The following is a 19112-nucleotide window of genomic DNA, read 5'->3' as shown; positions in this document are numbered from 1 at the left end:
CCGGCGGGAGCGGAACGGAATGCGGGTCAGTGTTTATCAACGTGGAGGAGTCTATCGTGGGCAAAGAAAGTAGCCAGAAATTCATCGCGCGCAACCGCGCGCCGCGCGTGCAGATCGAATACGACGTCGAAGTCTATGGCGCCGAGAAAAGCGTGCAACTGCCCTTCGTGATGGGCGTGCTGGCCGATCTGTCGGGCCAGCCGGCCGATCCGCTGGCGCCGGTGGCGGACCGCAAGTTCCTCGAGATCGACGTCGACAACTTCGACGAGCGCCTCAAGTCCATGAAGCCGCGGGTGGCCGTGCAGGTGCCCAACACGCTCACGGGCGAGGGCAACCTGAGCGTGGACATGACGTTCGAGAGCATGGACGACTTCACGCCGGCCGCCATCGCGCGCAAGGTCGGTTCGCTCAACAAGCTGCTCGAGGCGCGCGGCCAGCTCTCCAACCTGCTGACCTACATGGACGGCAAGACGGGCGCCGAGGAGCTGATCGCCAAGCTGCTCAACGAGCCGGCCCTGATGCAGGCCCTGACGTCGGCGCCCAAGCCCCAAGAATAAAGACCACCAGGAGGATAGACATGGCTGAGACTACAGCAGAATTGCAGCAAGGCGCGACCGGCACGCTCGAGATGAGCGATTTCAGCAGCCTGCTGCAGAAGGAATTCAAACCGCAATCGGACAAGGCCAAGGAAGCGGTGGAAAACGCCGTGCGCACCCTGGCCGAACAGGCGCTGGTGGGCACCAACCTGGTGTCGGGCGACGTGCTGGCCACCATCGAAGGCTTGATCGCGCAGCTCGACAAGAAGCTCACCGAGCAGGTCAACCTGATCCTGCACACGCCCGAGTTCCAGCAGGTGGAAGGGGCCTGGCGCGGCCTGCACCACCTGGTCAACAACACGGAAACGGACGAGATGCTCAAGATCCGCGTGATGAACATCTCCAAGAACGACCTGGCCAAGACGCTCAAGAAGTACAAGGGCACGGCCTGGGACCAGAGCCCCATCTTCAAGAAGATGTACGAGGAGGAGTTCGGCCAGTTCGGCGGCGAACCGTTCGGCTCCATCGTGGCCGACTACTATTTCGACAACTCGGCGCCCGACGTCGAGCTGCTGTCGTCGATGGCCAAGGTGGCCGCCGCCGCCCACGCGCCGTTCATCTCGGCCGCCGCGCCGTCCGTGATGCTGATGGAATCGTGGCAGGAACTGTCCAACCCGCGCGACCTGACCAAGATCTTCCAGACCCCGGAGCACGCCGCCTGGCGCTCGTTCCGCGAGTCCGAGGATGCACGCTACGTGGGCCTGGCCATGCCGCGCTTCCTGGCGCGCCAGCCCTACGGCGCCAAGACCGACCCGGTGGAGGCGTTCGACTTCGAGGAGGATACCTCGGCCCCCGGCAGCAAGAACTACACCTGGGCCAACGCGGCCTATGCGATGGCGGTCAACATCAACCGCTCGTTCAAGGAATACGGCTGGTGCTCGCGCATCCGCGGCATCGAGTCCGGCGGTGCGGTCGAGGGCTTGCCGGTGCACAGCTTCCCCACCGACGACGGCGGCGTGGCCATGCAGTGCCCGACCGAGATCGCCATCTCGGACCGGCGCGAGGCCGAGCTGGCGGCCAACGGCTTCATGCCGCTGGTGCACAAGAAGAACACGGACTTTGCCGCCTTCATCGGCGCCCAGTCGCTGCACAAGCCGGCCGAATACGACGATCCGGACGCCACCGCCAATGCCAACCTGGCCGCGCGGCTGCCGTACCTGTTTGCCACCTGCCGCTTCGCGCACTACCTCAAGTGCATCGTGCGCGACAAGATCGGCTCCTTCAAGGGGCGCGACGAGATGGAGCGCTGGCTGAGCAACTGGATCAACAAGTATGTGGACGGCGACCCGGCCAACTCCAGCGAAGGCACCAAGGCGCGCAAGCCGCTGGCCGCCGCCGAGGTGGTGCTGGAGGAGGTCGAGGGCAATCCGGGCTACTACACCTCCAAGTTCTTCCTGCGGCCGCACTACCAGCTCGAAGGGCTGACGGTGTCGCTGCGGCTGGTGTCCAAGCTGCCATCGGGTAAGGGCGCCTGACGCCGCCCACATGCATCGCAGGCTGTTGCGCCGGGCGGAGCACCCGCCCGGCATTGTTAGTTCCAACCTATGCCGGTCCGCTGGGCCGGCCACACAAGGAGAGCAAAAATGGCTGTAGACATGTTCCTCAATCTAGGCGACACCATCAAGGGCGAAACCAAGGACTCGGCACAAAAGGCGGCCGGCGACATCGACGTGCTGGCCTGGAGCTGGGGCGCCAGCAACTCCGGCTCGTTCCACATGGGCGGCGGCGGCGGCGCCGGCAAGGCCAGCTTCCAGGACCTGTCGATCACCAAGTATCTCGACAAGTCCTCGCCCGCGCTGCTCAGCGCCCTGGCCAAGGGCTCGCACATCACCACCGCCAAGCTGCTGGTGCGCAAGGCGGGCGAGGGCCAGCAGAAGTACCTGGAAATCACCCTGACCAACGTGCTGGTGACGTCCGTTTCCACCGGCGGCAGCGGCGGCGAGGACCGGCTGACGGAAAACATCTCGCTCAACTTCGCGGAAGTGAAGTTCGAATACTTCCTGCAGAACGATAAGGGCGTGACGGCTTCCGGCGGCGAGTTCCATTACGACATCGCCGGTAACATCACCAAGTAAAAGACGGTTGCGCGGGGGCGGCAGCGCCGGCCCCGTTCCCGCAGCGACCGCGGATCACCAGGCGCCGGAGGAGAGCAGGCATATGGATGCGCAACAGCTGATCGCCGAGGGCAGGCTCGACGCCGCACTGGCGGCCTTGCAGGACCAGGTGCGCAAGGACGCATCGAATGCGAAATACCGGATTTTCCTGTTCCAGCTGCTGGCCGTGATGGGGCAGTGGAACCGTGCGCTGACCCAGCTGAACGTGGCGGCCGAACTGGATGCGGCCGCGCTGCCGATGGCGCAGACCTACCGCGAGGCCATCCAGTGCGAAGCGTTGCGCGGCGAGATCTTCGCCGGCAAACGGGCGCCGCTGGTGTTCGGCCAGCCGCAGCCGTGGCTGGCCCTGCTGCTGGAAGCGCTCAAGCTCGATGGCGAAGGGCAGTACCAGCGCGCCGCCGAGGCGCGCGCGCGGGCCTTCGAGGATGCGCCGGCCGGCGGCGGCACCATCAACGGCGAACCGTTCGCCTGGCTGGCCGACGCCGACCAGCGCCTGGGCCCCGTGCTGGAGGCCATCGTCAACGGCCGCTATTTCTGGATCCCGTTCCAGCGCATCAGCCACTTCGAATGCGACGCCCCGGCCGACCTGCGCGACGCGGTCTGGACCCCGGCCCGCTTCACCTGGGCCAACGGCGCCGCCACCGTGGGCCTGATCCCGACCCGCTATGCCGACACCCGGGCCGGCGCCGACGACGCGCTGCTGCTGGCGCGGCGCACGGAATGGGCCGAACAGGGGCCGCTGTGCGGCTACGGCCTGGGCCAGCGCCTGCTGGCCAGCGACGCCGGCGAATACGCGCTGATGGATGTGCGCAGTGTCGTCTTCGAGGGCAACGACCAGCCGGAAGGCGAGCATGGCTGAACTGGCGCCACGTGAACGGCTGCAGCCCTCGCTGCTGGACCGGCTGACCGACGAGGAGCCGGACAAGACGGTGGAATCGCGCGAGCGGCGCGTGCTGTCCGTGCGCACGCTGCGCGAGAGCGTGCTGCGCGACCTGGCCTGGCTGCTCAACGCCACCAACCTGTTTTCCGTCACCGAGGGCGGCGGCCTGCCGCATGTGGCCAGCTCCGTGGTCAACTACGGCATGCCCGACATTTCCGGCCTGTCCGTGGCCGGCATGAACCTGTCGGACCTGGAGCGGGGCATCCGCCAGGCCATCTGGGACTTCGAGCCGCGCCTGCTGCGCGCTTCGGTGGCGGTGCGCGCCATCGCCTCCCAGTCCGGCAGCAACAAGGTGATGTTCGAGATCGAGGCCGACATGTGGGCCCAGCCCTACCCGGAACGGCTGTACCTGAAGACGGAACTGGACCTGGACCGGGCCGCCATCCACCTGAGCGAGACGGGAGCGCCGCGATGAATCCCCGATTCTTGCGCTATTACAGCCAGGAGCTGCAGCACCTGCGCGAAGTGGGCGGCGAGTTCGCCCGTGAATATCCGAAAGTGGCGGGGCGGCTGGGGCTGGAAGGCTTCGAGTGCGCCGACCCCTATGTGGAGCGGCTGCTGGAAGGCTTCAGCTTCCTCACGGCGCGGGTGCAGATGAAGCTGGACGCGGAGTTCCCCCGCTTCACCCAGCACCTGTCGGAGCTGGTCTACCCCCACTTCCTGGCGCCCACGCCGTCGATGGCGGTGGTGCAGCTGCAGCCGGACCTGAGCAACCCCAGTCTCAAGCAGGGCTACATGGTGCCGCGCGGCAGTGCGCTGCGCAGCGTGCTGGGCAAGGGCGACACCACGGCCTGCGAATACCGCACGGGACACGACGTGACATTGTGGCCGCTGGAGCTGACCGAGGCCAGGTTCTACACCCACAGCGGGGTGCAGGCCGGCAGCGACCTGCAGCTGCCGCCCGCCGTCAAGGCCGGATTGCGGCTGCGCCTGCGCACCAGTGGCGGCGTGCCGTTGCCGGAGCTGGGCATGGACAACCTGGTGCTGCACCTGCGCGGCAGCGACGACATGCCGGTGCGTATCTACGAAAAACTGCTGGCCTGCGTGGAGGGCGTGCTGGTGCAGCCGCCGCAGGGCATGCGGGGCGCGGGCCAGGTGCACACGCTGCTGCCCAAGTCCGTGCTGGCGCCCATGGGCTTCGACGAGGACCAGGCGCTGCTCCCGGCCGGCAAGCGCACCTTCCAGGGCTACCGCCTGCTGCAGGAGTATTTCGCCTTCCCGCAGCGCTTCCTGTTCCTGCAATTGCGCGGCCTGCGCCAGGCCATGGCGCGCTGCGGCGGCGAAGAGTGCGAGGTGGTGATCCTGCTCAACCGGGCCGATCCCCACCTGGAGCAGGTGCTCGACGCTTCCAATTTCGCGCTCAACTGCACGCCGGCCGTCAACCTGTTCCAGCGCCGGGCCGACCGCATCAACGTCTCGGGCGAACAGCTCGAGCATCACGTGCTGGTGGACCGCACCCGGCCCATGGACTACGAGGTGTACCAGATCGAGGAGGTGATGGGCTACGGCACCGGGCCGGACGCCGAGCAGACCTTCCGCGCCTTCTACACGGCGCGCGACATCGGCAGCCTGCACCAGGAGCGCGCGTTCTACCAGGTGCGGCGCGAACCGCGCACCATCTCCCAGCGCCAGCGCCGGGTGGGGCCCCGTTCCAGCTACATCGGCAGCGAGATGTTCATCACCATCGTCGACGCGGCCGAGGCGCCGTACCGCAGCGACCTGCGCCAGCTGGGCCTGTCCGTCTGGTGCACCAACCGCGACCTGCCGCTGTCCATGCCGATCGGCGTGGGCAAGACCGACTTCATCCTCGATTCGGGCGCGCCGGTGACGGCCGTGCGCTGCGTGGCCGGGCCGAGCGCGCCCCATCCCTCGTTCGCCGAGGGCAGCGTGACGTGGCGCCTGCTCAACCACCTGTCGCTCAACTACCTGTCGCTGGCCGACAGCGATCCCCAGCAGGGCGCCGTGGCGCTGCGCGAGATGCTGGCCCTGTACTGCCACGCGGGCGACCTCAATGCCCAGCGCCAGGTGGAAGGGGTGCGCTCCGTGACGGCCAGCCCCGTCACGCGGCGCATGCCGTCGCCCGGGCCCATCACCTTCGGCCGCGGGCTGCAGGTGACGGTCACGCTGGACGACGCCGCCTTCGAGGGGACGGGCGCCTTCCTGCTGGGCGCCGTGCTCAGTCACTTCTTCACGCAATACGTATCGATCAATTCGTTCACCGAGACCGTGGTCAGGACGCTGGCGCGGGGCGACATCATGCGCTGGCCGGCGGCGGGAGGCGTATGCGCGATCCTGTAGAGGTGGAGCTGCAGCTGGAGGCCCATTCGGCGCGCATGGATTTCTTCCAGGTGCTGCGCCTGATCGAGGCGGCGCACCCGGAGCGGCCCCGCATCGGCACTTCGCTGCGCCCGCGCGACGACGCCGTGCGCTTGGGCCAGGACCCGTCGCTGTGCTTCCACGCCACGGCGCTGGGCCGCTTTACGCGCGCCAGCGGCGAGGCGCGGGCGCGGCTGGCCGTCAACTTCTTCGGCCTGCTGGGCGCCAACGGCCCGCTGCCGCTGCACCTGACCGAGTACACGCGCGACCGCCTGCGCAACGGCGGCGATGGCACCTTGCTGGCCTTCCTGGACGTATTCCATCACCGGCTGCTGTCGCTGTTCTACCGGGCCCGGGCCCAGGCCGAGCCGGCCCTGAACCTGGACCGGGCCGACGCCGACCGGTTTGCCGAATTCGTGGGCAGCATGTTCGGCATCGGCGCGCCGGGGCTGCGCGAGCGCGACGCCGTGGGCGACTTCGCCAAGCTGCACTTCGCGGGCCTGCTGGCCAACAATGCGCGGCCCGCGTCCGGCCTGGTGTCCATCCTGCGCGAGTATTTCAAGTTGCCGGTGCGGGTCGAACAGTTCGTGGGCCACTGGATGAAGCTGCCGCCGGAGGTGCAGTCGCGCCTGGGCGGGCTGGGGGACGGCAACCGGCTCGGCGTGTCGACGGTCCTGGGCAGCAAGGTATGGGACAGCCAGAACAAGTTCCGCATCGTGATCGGCCCGCTGAACTACGCCGACTACCGGCGCATGCTGCCCGGCGGCGACAGCATGCAGCGGCTACTGGCATGGGTACGCAATTACGTGGGCGGCGCGCTGGACTGGGACGTGCGCCTGATCCTGGACAAGGGCGAAATCCCGCCCCTGCGGCTGGGGGGCGGCGAGACGGGCGCGCGGCTGGGCTGGAGTACCTGGCCCATGAGCGCACCGGCCACGCGCCATCCGGACGATCTGCTCATCAACCCCAGTGCCCACCTATAGGACATCATCATGGCAGAAATCAGTCGCGTTGCCTTGTTCGGCAAACTCAATCCCCTGTGCTACCGGGCCATTGAAAGCAGCACGGTGTTCTGCAAGCTGCGCGGCAATCCCTACGTGGAGCTGGCGCACTGGGTCCACCAGATATTGCAACTGCAGGATTCGGACCTGGCCCGCATCATCCGCCAGTACGAGCTGGACCCGGCGGCACTGGCGCGCGACCTGACGGCGGCGCTGGACCGGCTGCCGCGCGGTTCGACCTCCGTCACCGACCTGTCGTCCCAGCTGGAAGAAGCGGTGGAGCGGGCCTGGGTCTACAGCACGCTGATGTTCGGCGAATCGCAGATCCGCTCCGGCCACCTGGTGGTGGGCATGCTCAAGACGGCCAGCCTGCGCAATGCCCTGTACGGCCTGTCGCGCCAGTTCGAGCGGGTCAAGGTCGAGGATTTGTGCGAGCGTTACGGCACGCTGCTCAAGGACTCGCCCGAATCCATCATGGGCGCCACGGACGGTTTCCAGGCCGCCGGCGCGTCCGGCGCGGCGCCGGGCGAGGCGTCCGGCGCCATCGCCCCGGCGGCCATGGGCAAGCAGGAGGCGCTGAAAAAATTCACGGTCGACCTGACGGCCCAGGCCCGCGCCGGCAAGATGGACCCCATCGTCGGGCGCGACGACGAGATCCGGCAGGTGGTCGATATCCTGATGCGGCGGCGCCAGAACAATCCCATCCTGGTGGGCGAGGCCGGCGTGGGCAAGACGGCCGTGGTGGAAGGCTTTGCCCAGCGCATCGCGCGCGGCGACGTGCCGCCCAGCCTGAAGGAGGTGCAGCTGCTGGCGCTGGACGTGGGCCTGCTGCAGGCCGGGGCCAGCATGAAGGGCGAGTTCGAACAGCGCTTGCGCTCCGTCATCGACGAAGTGCAGGGCAGTCCCAAGCCCATCATCCTGTTCATCGACGAGACCCATACGCTGGTGGGGGCCGGTGGCGCGGCCGGCACCGGCGACGCGGCCAACCTGCTCAAGCCGGCCCTGGCGCGCGGCACGCTGCGTACCATAGGCGCCACCACCTTTGCCGAGTACAAGAAGCATATCGAGAAGGACCCGGCGCTGACGCGGCGCTTCCAGACCGTGCAGGTGGACGAGCCGGGCGAGGAACGGGCCATCCTCATGATGCGTGGCGTGGCCTCGACCATGGAGGCGCACCACAAGGTGCAGATCCTGGACGAGGCGCTGGAGGCGGCCGTCAAGCTGTCGCACCGCTACATACCGGCCCGCCAGTTGCCCGACAAGTCCGTCAGCCTGCTCGACACGGCCTGCGCCCGGGTCGCCGTCAGCCTGCACGCGACGCCGGCCGAGGTGGACGACTGCCGCAAGCGCATCGAGGCGCTGCAGACGGAGCTGGGCATCATCGCCCGCGAAAAGGCGATCGGGATCGACATCGGCAAGCGCGAGGCCGAGGCCCATGTGCTGCTCGACTCCGAGCAGGGCCGCCTGACGGCGCTGGAAGAACGGTGGAATGCGGAACGGCTGCTGGTGGACGAGCTGCTGGCGCTGCGCGCACGCCTGCGCGACGGCGTGCATCCGGTGGAGGGCACGGGCAGCCAGCTGGAGGAGGCGGCCGAGGCGGTGGCCCCGGTGCTGGACGGGGCCGAGCGCGCCGCCCTGATGGAGCAGCTGCACGCGGTGCAGGACAAATTGACGGAACTGCAGGGCGAAACGCCGCTGATCCTGCCCACGGTGGACTACCAGGCCGTGGCGGCCGTGGTGGGCGACTGGACCGGCATCCCCGTCGGCCGCATGGCCCGCAACGAGATGGAAACCATCCTCAAGGTGGCCGAGCTGCTGGGCCAGCGCGTGATCGGCCAGGACCACGCGATGGAGATGATCGCCAAGCGCATCCAGACTTCGCGCGCGGGGCTGGACAACCCCAGCAAGCCGATCGGCGTGTTCATGCTGGCCGGGACTTCCGGCGTGGGCAAGACGGAGACGGCGCTGGCGCTGGCCGAGGCCCTGTATGGCGGCGAGCAGAATCTCATCACCATCAACATGAGCGAGTTCCAGGAGGCGCACACGGTATCGACCCTGAAGGGCGCGCCGCCCGGCTATGTGGGCTATGGCGAGGGCGGGGTGCTGACCGAGGCCGTGCGGCGCAAACCGTATTCCGTGGTGCTGCTCGACGAGGTGGAAAAAGCCCACCCGGACGTGCATGAGATGTTCTTCCAGGTGTTCGACAAGGGCTTCATGGAGGATGGCGAAGGGCGCTTCATCGACTTCAAGAACACGCTCATCATCCTTACCACCAACGCCGGCACGGACCTGATCGCGGGCCTGTGCAAGGACCCGGACCTGATGCCGGATCCGGAAGGCATGGCCAAGGCGCTGCGCGAACCGATGCTCAAGGTGTTCCCGCCGGCCCTGCTGGGCCGCCTGGTCACCATTCCGTACTACCCGCTGTCGGACCAGATGCTGGGCCGTATCGTGCGGCTGCAGCTGGACCGCATCAAGAAGCGGGTCGAGGCGCGCTACAAGATCCCGTTCGATTACAGCGAGGACGTGGTCAAGCTGGTGGTGTCGCGCTGCACCGAGGGCGAGTCGGGCGGACGCATGATAGACGCCATCCTCACCAACAGCATGCTGCCCGACATCAGCCGCGCCTTCCTGACGCGCATGATGGAGGGCGGCCAGATCGCGCGAGTGCAGGTGACGGCGCCAGAGGGGGAATTTGCCTACGCCTTCGAGTAGGACCGCGCGGGCGGTGGTCTGGCCGCAGCGGCCACCGCCTGCCCCTGCAACTGGGTTTGGTCGCGTGGCAGCGGTTTAATTTGGTATGTCATTGGTACTGCAAGATTGAATTTTTCTTGCTAAGATGATTAGTCTAGTTGTTTTTCGGATATAATGCGTCGCGTTAAAGTGTTGTTTTCGTGAAGATTGTCCGATCAACCTAGTGCTAGTACCAATCTGATACCATGACCCGATCCCCTTTCCGTACCCTGATCCTGCCCGCGCTGCTGGGCGCGTGCGCCATTTTCCCGGCCCAGGCCGCCGTGCAGACCATAGACCTGGGCGCCGCCTCCGGTTACAGCGGCTTTTTCTATAACGATGTGAAGAAAGTGGCCGACGTCGAGGGCCGCCTGGCCGTCGGCGGCACATTGGCCACGTCCGGCTTCTCGTTCGGCTACCGTACTCCGTATGGCGTGAGCGGTCCCAGCGTCGTCGTCGGCGGTAACGTGGCCCTGGGCGACGGCGCCATCTACACCGGCCCGGCCACCAACGTCGACACCAATGCCACTATCGGCCCCATCACCGAATATCCCAAGCAGCCCGGTTATGGCGTCTACGGCGGCGCCAACACGTCCAAGTCCTACCTGGACTTGCGGGCCCAGTCCAATGTGATCGACTTCGGCGCAGCCAGGACCAAGCTGACCACGCTGTCGACCACGCTGGCCGGCCAGGGCGCCAACGGCACGGTGGAAAGCAAGTGGGGCGGCCTGTACCTGACGGGCGACCAGCACTCGGACGTGCAAGTGTTTAACATCGATACCAGCCACCTGGGCAACCTGTTCCTGCAGGATGTGAAGGCCGGCGCCAGTGTCATCATCAACGTGACGGGCAACGGCACCGTGTCGTTCACGGGCGGCCAGGACGGCCAGCTCGCATCGCTGCGCGACCGCGTGATCTTCAACCTGGTCAACGCCACCGAGGTGGACGTCAACACCTTTGCCTGGGGCACGGTGCTGGCCAATAACGCCATCCTCAAGGGCGCCGGCCACCTGGAAGGCAACATCATCGCCGCCGGCATGGACGGCAAGGTGGAAATCGGTTACGAGCCGTTCAAGGGCGGCATCGCCAGCCCGGTACCGGAGCCGGAAAGCTATGCCATGCTGCTGGGCGGCCTGGCTTTGATCGGCGCGTTGACCCAACGCCGCCAGCGCCGCCAGCGCGGCTAAGCGGCGCGGTTGCGGCAAGCGGCAAGGCTCCTGCGGGAGCCTTTTTACATTTGCGGCACCGCCGCCATCGACCCCTGTTTATGACGGCGCGGGGCGCGCGGCGATTGCCAGCGCCGCGCCGCTGCGTTACATTGGAATCAAGTGCCCATGGGATACAACGTGCTCAATTACGACACGCTTCTGCTGGTCCAGATCTGCATCACCGTGCTGACCACGGTGCTGCTGTCCATGGCCGCGCTGTATTCGGAAGGGGCGAACGAGCAGCGCTGGTGGGCCATGGGGAACGTAGTGTCGTCCGTCGGCCTGGCCCTGTGCAGCCTGGACACCGGCCCGGCCCTGCTGCATGCGGTGCTGGGCTACGGCGTGCTGGCGCTGGGCCTGGCCCTGGTGCTGCGCGGCCTGCGCCTGTTCTGCAACGAGATGCTAGGCTGGCGCGCGATCGCGGCCATCGTTGCCGTGGCGTTGCTGCTGACGGGATTTTTCACCTACGTCGTGCCCAGCCAGAATTGGCGCCTGAGTGCGACGGGCTTTTATTTCGGCCTGCTTAACGTGTTGTGCGCGGCCACGCTGGCGCGCCATGCCGACTGGCGCAGCGTCGGCGCCAGCGTGGTCGGTTTTGTCGCGCTGGGGCTGGCCCTGTGCGCGCGCGGCGTCTATCTGCTGTATCACGCGGGGCCGGACGACGAGAGCACGGCGCTGGTGCTGGGCGTGGTGATGCTGACCATACCGCTGGCCCAGGTCAGTGTCGCCTTCGGCCTGATCCTGATGGTGATGCGGCGCTATGCCGAGCGCCTGCGCAACCTGTCCTGGGTGGACAGCTTGACGGGCGCCCTGAACCGCGCCGGCCTGGAGGCGCAGGGACGGCGCGTGGCCCAGCGCACGCTGCGGGCCGGGCGCAGCCTGGCCGTCATCATGCTCGACGCCGACCATTTCAAGACGATCAACGATACCTGGGGCCATCCGGTGGGCGACGCCGTGTTGCGCCACCTGACGCAGCAGATCAAGGCGGAGCTGCGCCCGCTCGACCTGCTGGCCCGCTACGGCGGCGAGGAATTCGTGCTGCTGCTGGACGGCATAGCGCTGGACGACGCGCTGCGCGTGGCCGAACGGCTGCGCGCCAAGGTCGAGAGCGAGCAGGTGGAAGTGGCCGGCCACACGGTGCGCTACACAGCCAGCATGGGCGTGGTGTGCTCGGACCAGCATGGCTACGACCTGCTGGAACTGATCGTGGCCGGCGACGCGGCCATGTATGCGGCCAAGCGGTCCGGCCGCAACCGGGTGGTGGCGGCCTAGCTTAATATCCCCGGCGCGCGCGCTGCCACCAGCAGGCCGCCCACGGGACGGGCTGCCTCCAGGCGCAGGGTGACCGGTGCCAGGGCGGCCGGCGCCAGTCCCGCCTCGGCCAGCGCCTGGCGCACGTGGCGTTCCGTATGGCTGTAGCGGCCATGCCCATGGAGGCGGTAGCCGTCGCCATCATCCGCTCCCTGCTCGACGGTGAACACGAGCAGGCCGCCGTCGCGCATGGCCTGCCGCGCGGCCGCCAGCACTTGCTGCAGCGCGCCGAAGTAGCACAGCGTGTCGGCCGAGACGATCAGGTCGTAGGCGGCCGGATGCTCCAGCAGCCAGGCGGTCAGTTCCGCTTCGGCCAGCACATCGTAGCCGCCGCGCTGGGCGGCCTTTTCCAGCATGGCGCCGGCCAGGTCCACGCCGTGCAGCGTGCGCGCGTAAGGGCGCAGCAGCGGGCCGCACAGGCCCGTGCCGCAGCCGGCGTCGAGCACGTCCAGCCGGCCATCCGGCGCACCGGCCAGGCTGGCCACCTGTTCCAGGCACAGCGCGGGGGCGCGGTATTCGAGCCGCGCCAGCACCTGGTCGAAGCTGTTGGCGAAGCGGTTGAAGGTGGTCTGGACGAAGGCGTCGGACGCGCGCGCGGGCGCGGCGGCACCTTGGCAGGCGGCGATCATGTGGGCCACCACGGGGCTGTCCGGCTCCCGTTCCTGCCAGCGGCGGTACACTTCCAGCGCCTCGGCATCCCGGCCATAGGCCACCAGCGCGCGGCCCAGGCTGTGCAGCATGGTGCTGTCGTCGGGCTTGAGCAGGATGGCTTCGCGGTAGGCGCTCAAGGCCTCCTCCTGCGCGCCCGTTTTCTTCAGCACGTGGCCCAGGTTGGTCCACGCCTCCACGAAGCCCGGTGCCAGCGCCACCGCCTGGCGGTAGGCGGCGATGGCGTCCGCGTAGCGGCCCTGTTCCTTGAGCACTACGCCCAGGTTGTTGTGGGCCTGGACGAATTCGGGACGGGCGGCGAGCACTTTGCGGTAGGACTGCTCGGCATCGGCATAGCGGCCGCTTTCCTTTTGCACGTTGCCCAGGTTGTTGCGGGCGTCCACATAGTCCGGCGCCAGCTCCAGCGCGCGGGCGATCAGGCGCAGCGCATCGTCGTGCTGCCCCAGCTGGTGCTGGGCCACGCCCAGGTAGTGCAGGGCGTCCGCATGGCCGGGCGCCACCTGCAGGATGGCGCGGTAGTGGCGCGCGGCCAGTCCCGGCTGGCCGCGCCGGTGTACCGTCATGGCTACCTGGAAGGCATCGGCCACGCTGATCTGCTGCGATGGGCGGCGGGACGGGCGGGGCGACTTTCTCATGCGGACTCCTGGAAATGTGGGCGCTAGGACAACAACGCGATCAGGCTGTTGGGGTGGATGGGCCAGCCGGCCAGGCCGGAAAGGCCCATCAGCACGCCGAAGGCGGTGGGGACGAGGGCGGCGAAGTACAGGCCGCGCTGCTGGGTCAGGGCGGTGATGGCCAGCAGCGAGATGGCGATGGCCAGCAAGGTGTCGGACAGGTCGAACTGGTCGTCCTTGAAGTTGAGGGCGTCGTAGTCCTTCTGGTCCTGTTCGGCCAGGGCCTTGGCTTCGCCTTTTTTCTTGAACTGCTCGGCCGCCAGCGCCTGGTATTCAGCGATGGCGCCCTGGTAGCCGGCCTGTTCGCCGGCCGGGCGGCCGACGGCGGCCAGCTTGAGTTGGGTGACGGTGGCGCGCGCCACCTCCTCGCGCAGGTTGCGGGCCTGGTAGTAGTTCCAATGGTCGACCCGGTTGGCCTGGGCCTGCTGCATGGCCTGGTTGATGTTGTCGTCCTTGACCTTGCAGATGCCCATGAACGTGGCCAGCAGGGCCACCGTGATGGCGACGATGGCATTGAGCTTGCCGCCGGCGGCAGATTCGTTCTGGGTGTCTACGATGTCCAATGGTTCCATGTGTTTTCCGGTTGCGCAAAAAGCGGCTACGGTAGCATGCCGCGCCGCCGCCGGCGGCGGGGATTTGTAACTTATTTTTGCCAGGGGCCGGCCAGCGCCTGCGGCGGCTGCGCCAGCGACAGGCAGCGCTGCAGGCGTGCCGCGTTGCGGTTGCGCAGGCTGCGCAGCGGCATCACACCGTGCTGCAGCATGGCCTCGGCGGCCCGGTCCGACAACCACGTCTCGGCGCAGGCCTGCATCTGGGCCTCGCCGTCGCGGCGGAAGGTGTGGGCCGGCAGGTCGTCCAGGTCGAGACGGTCGCCCGGTTCCATGTCCCAGCCTTCGGCATTGAACGACTGGCCCAGCAGCAGCGCCAGGCCGAAGGCGGCGTTCCCCCACAGGTAGTGCTCATGTTCGGGCTGGCCGTCCGCTTCCTCGAAGTTGAAATGGTCGATGCGGTCCGTCTGCTTGCCGTACGGGAGGCGCAGCAGCATGCGCGGCAGGGCCAGGCCCAGCCAGCGCGCGTGCGGGCTGGCGCGCAGGGCTTGCCAGCGTTCGGTGGCGGCCGGCGCCGCTGCCGGCCAGCTGTCCGGATCGGGCGTGGCGGCCAGCTGCCCGCAGCCAAGCACACTGTCGTGGGCGCCGGCCAGGAAGGGCGCGCCGGCCTGGCTGGCCAGCGCCGCCAGCGACGACAGCAGCTGCACGTCCTGCTCGCCGGCGTCGAAGCGGTAATTGCCGACCAGGATGGACCAGGGCGCGCCGTCCGGCGCCTGGCGCGGCTGCTCCACCAGCAGCTGGTACAGCGCGCTGTGCTGGAGCTGGGCGCCGGCCGCCTGCAGGTCGGCCGCCAGTTCGTCCTTGCCGATGTCGACCAGGTACAGTTCCAGCCCGCAGTCCAGTTCCAGCCCCGTCACCAGCGTGTGCACGCCGCGCCACGCCGCCTCCAGCTGCTGGAAGGCGGGCGTGTGCAGCAGGGCGCGCATGCGCTGGCCGATCACCGTGTCGGCCGCGGCCAGGTAGCTGGACTGGCGGGTGTCGGTGCCCGGCACCACGCCCACCAGGGCCTTGACCAGCGCGTCGAAATCGTTACGGCCGGCGGCGGGGCGCACGGCGCCGCCCAGCAGGCTGGCGAAGTCACCGCCGCGGGCCCGCGGTGCGGCCCGCCCCCCCCCCGGCGGTGCGGCCGGTGCGGATGGTGCGGGCGTGGCCGTGGGCGCGGGCGGCGGCTGCATCTGGGCCGCGGCGGCCGCGAAACTGGCGGGGCAGTTGAGGCGCTGGCGCTGGCTGCGCAGCAGCTGGAAGGCGTCGGCCTGCTGGTACAGCTGGTCCGGGTGGAAGTCGTCCAGGCACTGGAAGCGCAGGGCGGCCGGGGCGCCGTCCAGCGTCAGCTCGAGGGCCGGCGCGCAGCGCGCCAGCACCTGGTCCAGGTTGTCCAGGTCGACCCGGTGCACGGGGCGGCGCGCCAGCGGGCCGGCGGGCGCGCGGCCGGAAAAGTCGCCCATCACCAGCAGCCGCATGGGGCGTCCGGGCGGCGCCGGTTCCTCTTCGCGGGCGGGTAACTCCAGCTGGAATTCGAAGATCAGCGATCCTGCCATGTCAGCCTCCTGATGTGCGTCGTGCGTGCGCCACGCGCGGCCTGGTATCCGTGTGCCAGCTTACCGCAAAACCTTACCTTTCTTACAGCTTTATCAGTCATAATAGACCACAGGAACTGGCCTGCAGCAACACTCAGCAACAAGCGGAGGAAGCGATGCCCAATCAAGTGTCGATGGGAGCGATGATGACCTGTACCTTCGGGATGGCGCCGTCGTCGCTGGTGGTATTGCCTAAAAACAAGGTGCTGGCCGAAGGACCGCCGGCGGCCAACATCATGGACCATGTCCCCATGCTCAACATCATGCCGTTCGGGATGTGCAGTTCGCCGGCCAACCCCACGGTGGCCGCCGCCACGGCCGCGGCGCTGGGCGTGCTCACGCCCATGCCCTGCATTCCCGCCACGTCCGCGCCGTGGGTGCCGGGCGCGCCGACCGTGATGATCGCCAATATGCCGGCCCTCGACAACGTCTCCAAGTGCATGTGCAACTGGGGCGGGGTGATTGCATTCAGCACCCCCGGCACCACCAAGACCATGATACCCTGATCCGACCCCCAGCCCGAGACGCCACCATGCCGATCACCCAAGCCAACCGCGAAGTGGATGTGAGCACTGAACTGGGCGCCAACGTGCTGCTGTTCGACCGCATGAGCGGCAGCGAGCAGCTGGGCCGCCTGTCCGAATACCGGGTGCAGCTGCTGAGCACCCGCTCCGACATCAAGATCGCCGACGTGCTGGGCAAGCCGATGGGCGTGCACCTGGACTTGCCCGGCGGCGGCATCCGCCATTTCGGCGGCGTCGTCACGCGCTTTGCCAGCTGCGGCTGGAAGGGTTCGCTGTGCCGCTACGAAGCGGTGGTCCATCCCTGGCTATGGCTGCTGACGCGCTCCTCGAACTGCCGCATCTTCCAGGACAAGTCGGTGGTCGACATCGTCAAGGCGGTGTGCGGCGATGGCTGCTACGGCGGCCTGGTGGAACTCGACGCCGGCGCCCTCAGCGGCACCTACAATCCGCTGCCATACTGCGTGCAGTACCGCGAGACGGACTTCGACTTCGTCTGCCGGCTGCTCGAAACGGCCGGCATCTACTTCTACTTCTCGCACGAGGAAAGCAAGCACACGATGGTGCTGGCCGATTCCTACGGCGCCCATGCCACCATACCCGGCTACGCGACGGTGGAGTATTCCGGCGAGGCGGGGCGGCGCATCGTGGACCAGGAGGCCGTGTACGGCTGGGAGGCCGGCGGCACCATCCAGTCGAGCAGCTATGTGCTGAACGATTTCGATTTCGAGAAGGCGGCGTCCAGCAACAGCGGCGGCTTGCGCGTCAAGTCCACCATCGCGGCCGCGTTCTCGCAGCAGGCTTACGAGAGGTACGACTACCCGGGCGGCTACGTGGCGGCCGGCGACGGCACCACGCTGGCGCGCGGGCGCATGGAGGCGCTGCACGGCCAGTGCGAGGAGATCCGCGCCGACACCAACGCGCGCGGCCTGTATCCGGGCGGGCTGTTCGCGCTCAAGGAGCATCCGCGCAGCGACCAGAACCGGGAGTATCTGGTGACCTCGGCCCGCTATGAAATCGTCGGCGACGACTACAGCACCGGCGGCAACGCGCCGTGCGACGTGCAGTGCGAGTTTACCGCCGTCGGCAAGGAGCACAGCTACCGCGCGCCGCACAGCTACGCCAGGCCCGTGGTGCGCGGGCCGCAGACGGCCATGGTGGTGGGCAAGGCGGGCGAGGAGATCTGGACCGACAAGTATGGCCGCGTCAAGCTGCAGTTCCACTGGGACCGCGACGGCAAGGAAGACGAGAACAGTTCGTGCTGGGTGCGGGTGGCGCAGGGCTGGGCCGGCAAGGGCTGGGGCGCGATGTTCTTGCCGCGCATCGGTATGGAGGTGATCGTCAGCTTCCTCGAGGGCGACCCGGACCGGCCGCTGGTGACGGGCTGCGTCTACAACAGCGACGCCATGCCGCCCTACGCCCTGCCGGCCGAGCAGACCAAGTCCACCATCAAGACCAATACCTCGAAGGGGGGCGGCGGCTACAACGAAATCCGCCTGGAGGACAAGAAGGACGCCGAGGAGATCTTCGTCCAGGCCGAGAAGGACTACAACCGCGTGGTCAAGAACAACGACACGCTCAAGGTGGGTTTCGAGAAGGCGGACAAGGGCGACCAGACCATCTCCATCAAGAACGACCAGAGCCTCGAAGTGGGCGGCAACCAGTCCGAGAAGGTCACCGGCAACCAGACGGTGGAAATCACCGGCGACCAGAAGGTGACGGTATCGAAGACCATCGTGATCGAGGCCACCACCTCGATCGAGTTGAAGGTGGGCGGCAGCAGCATCAAGATCGAACCGGCCAAGATCACCGTCAAGTCGCCCGAGATCATGGTCGAATCGGATGCCAATACCACCGTCAAGGCGGGCGCGATGATGCAGATTAAGGCGGGCGGCGTGATGACGATCGAAGGCGCGCTGGTGAAGATTAACTGAGTGAACCGATGCCACTGACCCTGCGGATACAATCGTACCAGAAGCAAGCGCCGGCGCAGCCGGTCGCACGGCGCTTCGACCACCTGGGCGGCACCATAGGCCGCGCCGCCGGCAACGACCTGGAACTGCCCGATACGAGCAAGTACATCTCCCGCAACCACAGCAAGATCGATTATCTGGATGGCCATTTCGTGCTGACCGACATGGGCAGCAACCCGACCTGGGTGAACGACGCGCCGGTCGGGTTGGGCAAGAGCGTGCGGCTGCGCGATGGCGATGTGCTGCTGATCGGCGACTATGTGCTGACGGCGGAAGTGGACGAGGCGGCGCCGCCCGCGGTGCCCGTGTTCCAGCCCGAGACGTCGGAGGCGTTGCCGTTCCAGGCGCAACCGGCGAGGCCAGGCGCGCCGGCGCACGGCCCGGGCAGCGAGGAATGGCACAGCGAAGAATGGCACGACACGCTGGCCGGGGCGCGGATACTGGACGCGACAGGCAGTTTCGACCCCATCGTGGCGCCGTCGCCGGACGATCCGTTGGGGCTCAACATCCAGCACGGCGGCCGGGGACGCAGCGCCAACCTGCCCGCATCGGATTTCCGCGGCTCGGAGGCGGACCATGTGGCGCCGCAGTTCGTGCCCATGCCGGGCGTGCTGATACCGGCGTCCGCGGCCGGCGTGCCGGCCCAGGCGGCGCCCGTTGCAGCGCCGGTCGCACTGATTCCCGACGATTTCGATCCGCTGGCCGCCTTCGTGCCGCCGCGCGTAGCCGTAGCGCCGGCGGGGGGAGCGGACTATGCTCCGGCTGCCGCCGCATCGGCAGTGGCGCCGGCATTCGCGCACACGCCAGCGCCGGCACCGGCGCAAGCACCGGCTCCGGCACCGGCACAGGCACCCGGCCCCGGCCCCGGCCC

Annotated in this window: 16 protein-coding genes; 13 read left to right on the top strand and 3 right to left on the bottom strand. The window is 67.9% G+C overall.

What is annotated here, in order from left to right; genetic code table 11:
• The first annotated feature begins 56 nt into the window (after positions 1 to 56).
• From tssB to AC3WOS_RS19190, 10 genes are all read left to right on the top strand, one after another.
• Complete coding sequence (gene tssB, locus AC3WOS_RS19235; protein ID WP_492717638.1) at positions 57 to 557, top strand: type VI secretion system contractile sheath small subunit; 501 nt, start codon at positions 57 to 59, stop codon at positions 555 to 557.
• Between the two features lie 20 nt (positions 558 to 577).
• Positions 578 to 2071 (top strand): type VI secretion system contractile sheath large subunit, encoded by a 1494-nt coding sequence (gene tssC / locus AC3WOS_RS19230; RefSeq protein ID WP_492717636.1) that lies wholly within the window; start codon positions 578 to 580, stop codon positions 2069 to 2071.
• Between the two features lie 108 nt (positions 2072 to 2179).
• Positions 2180 to 2671 carry an Hcp family type VI secretion system effector gene (locus AC3WOS_RS19225; RefSeq protein ID WP_492717634.1) on the top strand — a complete coding sequence of 164 codons (492 nt, stop codon included), beginning with the start codon at positions 2180 to 2182 and terminating at the stop codon, positions 2669 to 2671.
• Positions 2672 to 2753: 82 nt separating this feature from the next.
• Complete coding sequence (locus tag AC3WOS_RS19220) at positions 2754 to 3569, top strand: type VI secretion system accessory protein TagJ (protein ID WP_492717632.1); 816 nt, start codon at positions 2754 to 2756, stop codon at positions 3567 to 3569.
• Positions 3562 to 4065: a type VI secretion system baseplate subunit TssE gene (gene tssE / locus AC3WOS_RS19215; protein WP_492717630.1), complete on the top strand. Its 504-nt coding sequence runs from the start codon at positions 3562 to 3564 to the stop codon at positions 4063 to 4065. The genes AC3WOS_RS19220 and tssE overlap by 8 nt, the downstream gene beginning before the upstream one ends.
• Entirely contained in the window at positions 4062 to 5948 is a 1887-nt protein-coding gene (tssF, locus tag AC3WOS_RS19210; RefSeq protein WP_492717628.1) for a type VI secretion system baseplate subunit TssF, read from the top strand. Before tssE ends, tssF begins: the two co-directional genes overlap by 4 nt.
• The gene (tssG, locus tag AC3WOS_RS19205) at positions 5933 to 6949 is read left to right on the top strand and encodes a type VI secretion system baseplate subunit TssG (protein ID WP_492717627.1); all 1017 of its coding nucleotides are present in this window, start codon (positions 5933 to 5935) and stop codon (positions 6947 to 6949) included. The genes tssF and tssG overlap by 16 nt, the downstream gene beginning before the upstream one ends.
• Before the next feature lie 9 nt (positions 6950 to 6958).
• Positions 6959 to 9682 carry a type VI secretion system ATPase TssH gene (tssH, locus tag AC3WOS_RS19200; protein ID WP_492717626.1) on the top strand — a complete coding sequence of 908 codons (2724 nt, stop codon included), beginning with the start codon at positions 6959 to 6961 and terminating at the stop codon, positions 9680 to 9682.
• Positions 9683 to 9906: 224 nt separating this feature from the next.
• Positions 9907 to 10887 carry a choice-of-anchor A family protein gene (locus tag AC3WOS_RS19195; RefSeq protein WP_492717625.1) on the top strand — a complete coding sequence of 327 codons (981 nt, stop codon included), beginning with the start codon at positions 9907 to 9909 and terminating at the stop codon, positions 10885 to 10887.
• A gap of 147 nt (positions 10888 to 11034) precedes the next feature.
• Positions 11035 to 12180 carry a GGDEF domain-containing protein gene (locus AC3WOS_RS19190; protein WP_492717624.1) on the top strand — a complete coding sequence of 382 codons (1146 nt, stop codon included), beginning with the start codon at positions 11035 to 11037 and terminating at the stop codon, positions 12178 to 12180.
• On the opposite strand, the gene AC3WOS_RS19185 is transcribed toward AC3WOS_RS19190, so the two are convergent.
• The 3 genes from AC3WOS_RS19185 to AC3WOS_RS19175 form a co-directional block, all read right to left on the bottom strand.
• On the bottom strand, positions 12177 to 13523 hold the full coding sequence (locus tag AC3WOS_RS19185; RefSeq protein ID WP_492717623.1) for a tetratricopeptide repeat protein: 1347 nt from the start codon (positions 13521 to 13523) through the stop codon (positions 12177 to 12179). The two genes, AC3WOS_RS19190 and AC3WOS_RS19185, sit on opposite strands and share 4 nt — an antisense overlap.
• A gap of 23 nt (positions 13524 to 13546) precedes the next feature.
• A complete protein-coding gene (locus tag AC3WOS_RS19180) occupies positions 13547 to 14134 on the bottom strand; it encodes a DUF4337 domain-containing protein (protein ID WP_492717622.1) in 588 nt (195 codons plus the stop codon).
• Between the two features lie 71 nt (positions 14135 to 14205).
• Positions 14206 to 15708 carry a type VI secretion system contractile sheath domain-containing protein gene (locus AC3WOS_RS19175; RefSeq protein ID WP_492717621.1) on the bottom strand — a complete coding sequence of 501 codons (1503 nt, stop codon included), beginning with the start codon at positions 15706 to 15708 and terminating at the stop codon, positions 14206 to 14208.
• A gap of 155 nt (positions 15709 to 15863) precedes the next feature.
• Here AC3WOS_RS19175 and AC3WOS_RS19170 point away from each other — a divergent pair, with 155 nt between their 5' ends.
• The 3 genes from AC3WOS_RS19170 to AC3WOS_RS19160 form a co-directional block, all read left to right on the top strand.
• Positions 15864 to 16253, top strand: a complete 390-nt coding sequence (locus tag AC3WOS_RS19170; protein WP_492717620.1) for a DUF4280 domain-containing protein — start codon at positions 15864 to 15866, stop codon at positions 16251 to 16253.
• Positions 16254 to 16279: 26 nt separating this feature from the next.
• Positions 16280 to 18202, top strand: a complete 1923-nt coding sequence (locus AC3WOS_RS19165; RefSeq protein WP_492717619.1) for a type VI secretion system Vgr family protein — start codon at positions 16280 to 16282, stop codon at positions 18200 to 18202.
• Positions 18203 to 18210: 8 nt separating this feature from the next.
• A partial coding sequence (locus AC3WOS_RS19160) for a type VI secretion system-associated FHA domain protein (RefSeq protein ID WP_492717618.1) occupies positions 18211 to 19112 on the top strand: 902 nt, incomplete at its 3' end.

It is taken from the genome of Rugamonas sp. FW305-51, from assembly GCF_058786935.1.
This window is presented reverse-complemented; position numbering and strand designations above follow the sequence as displayed.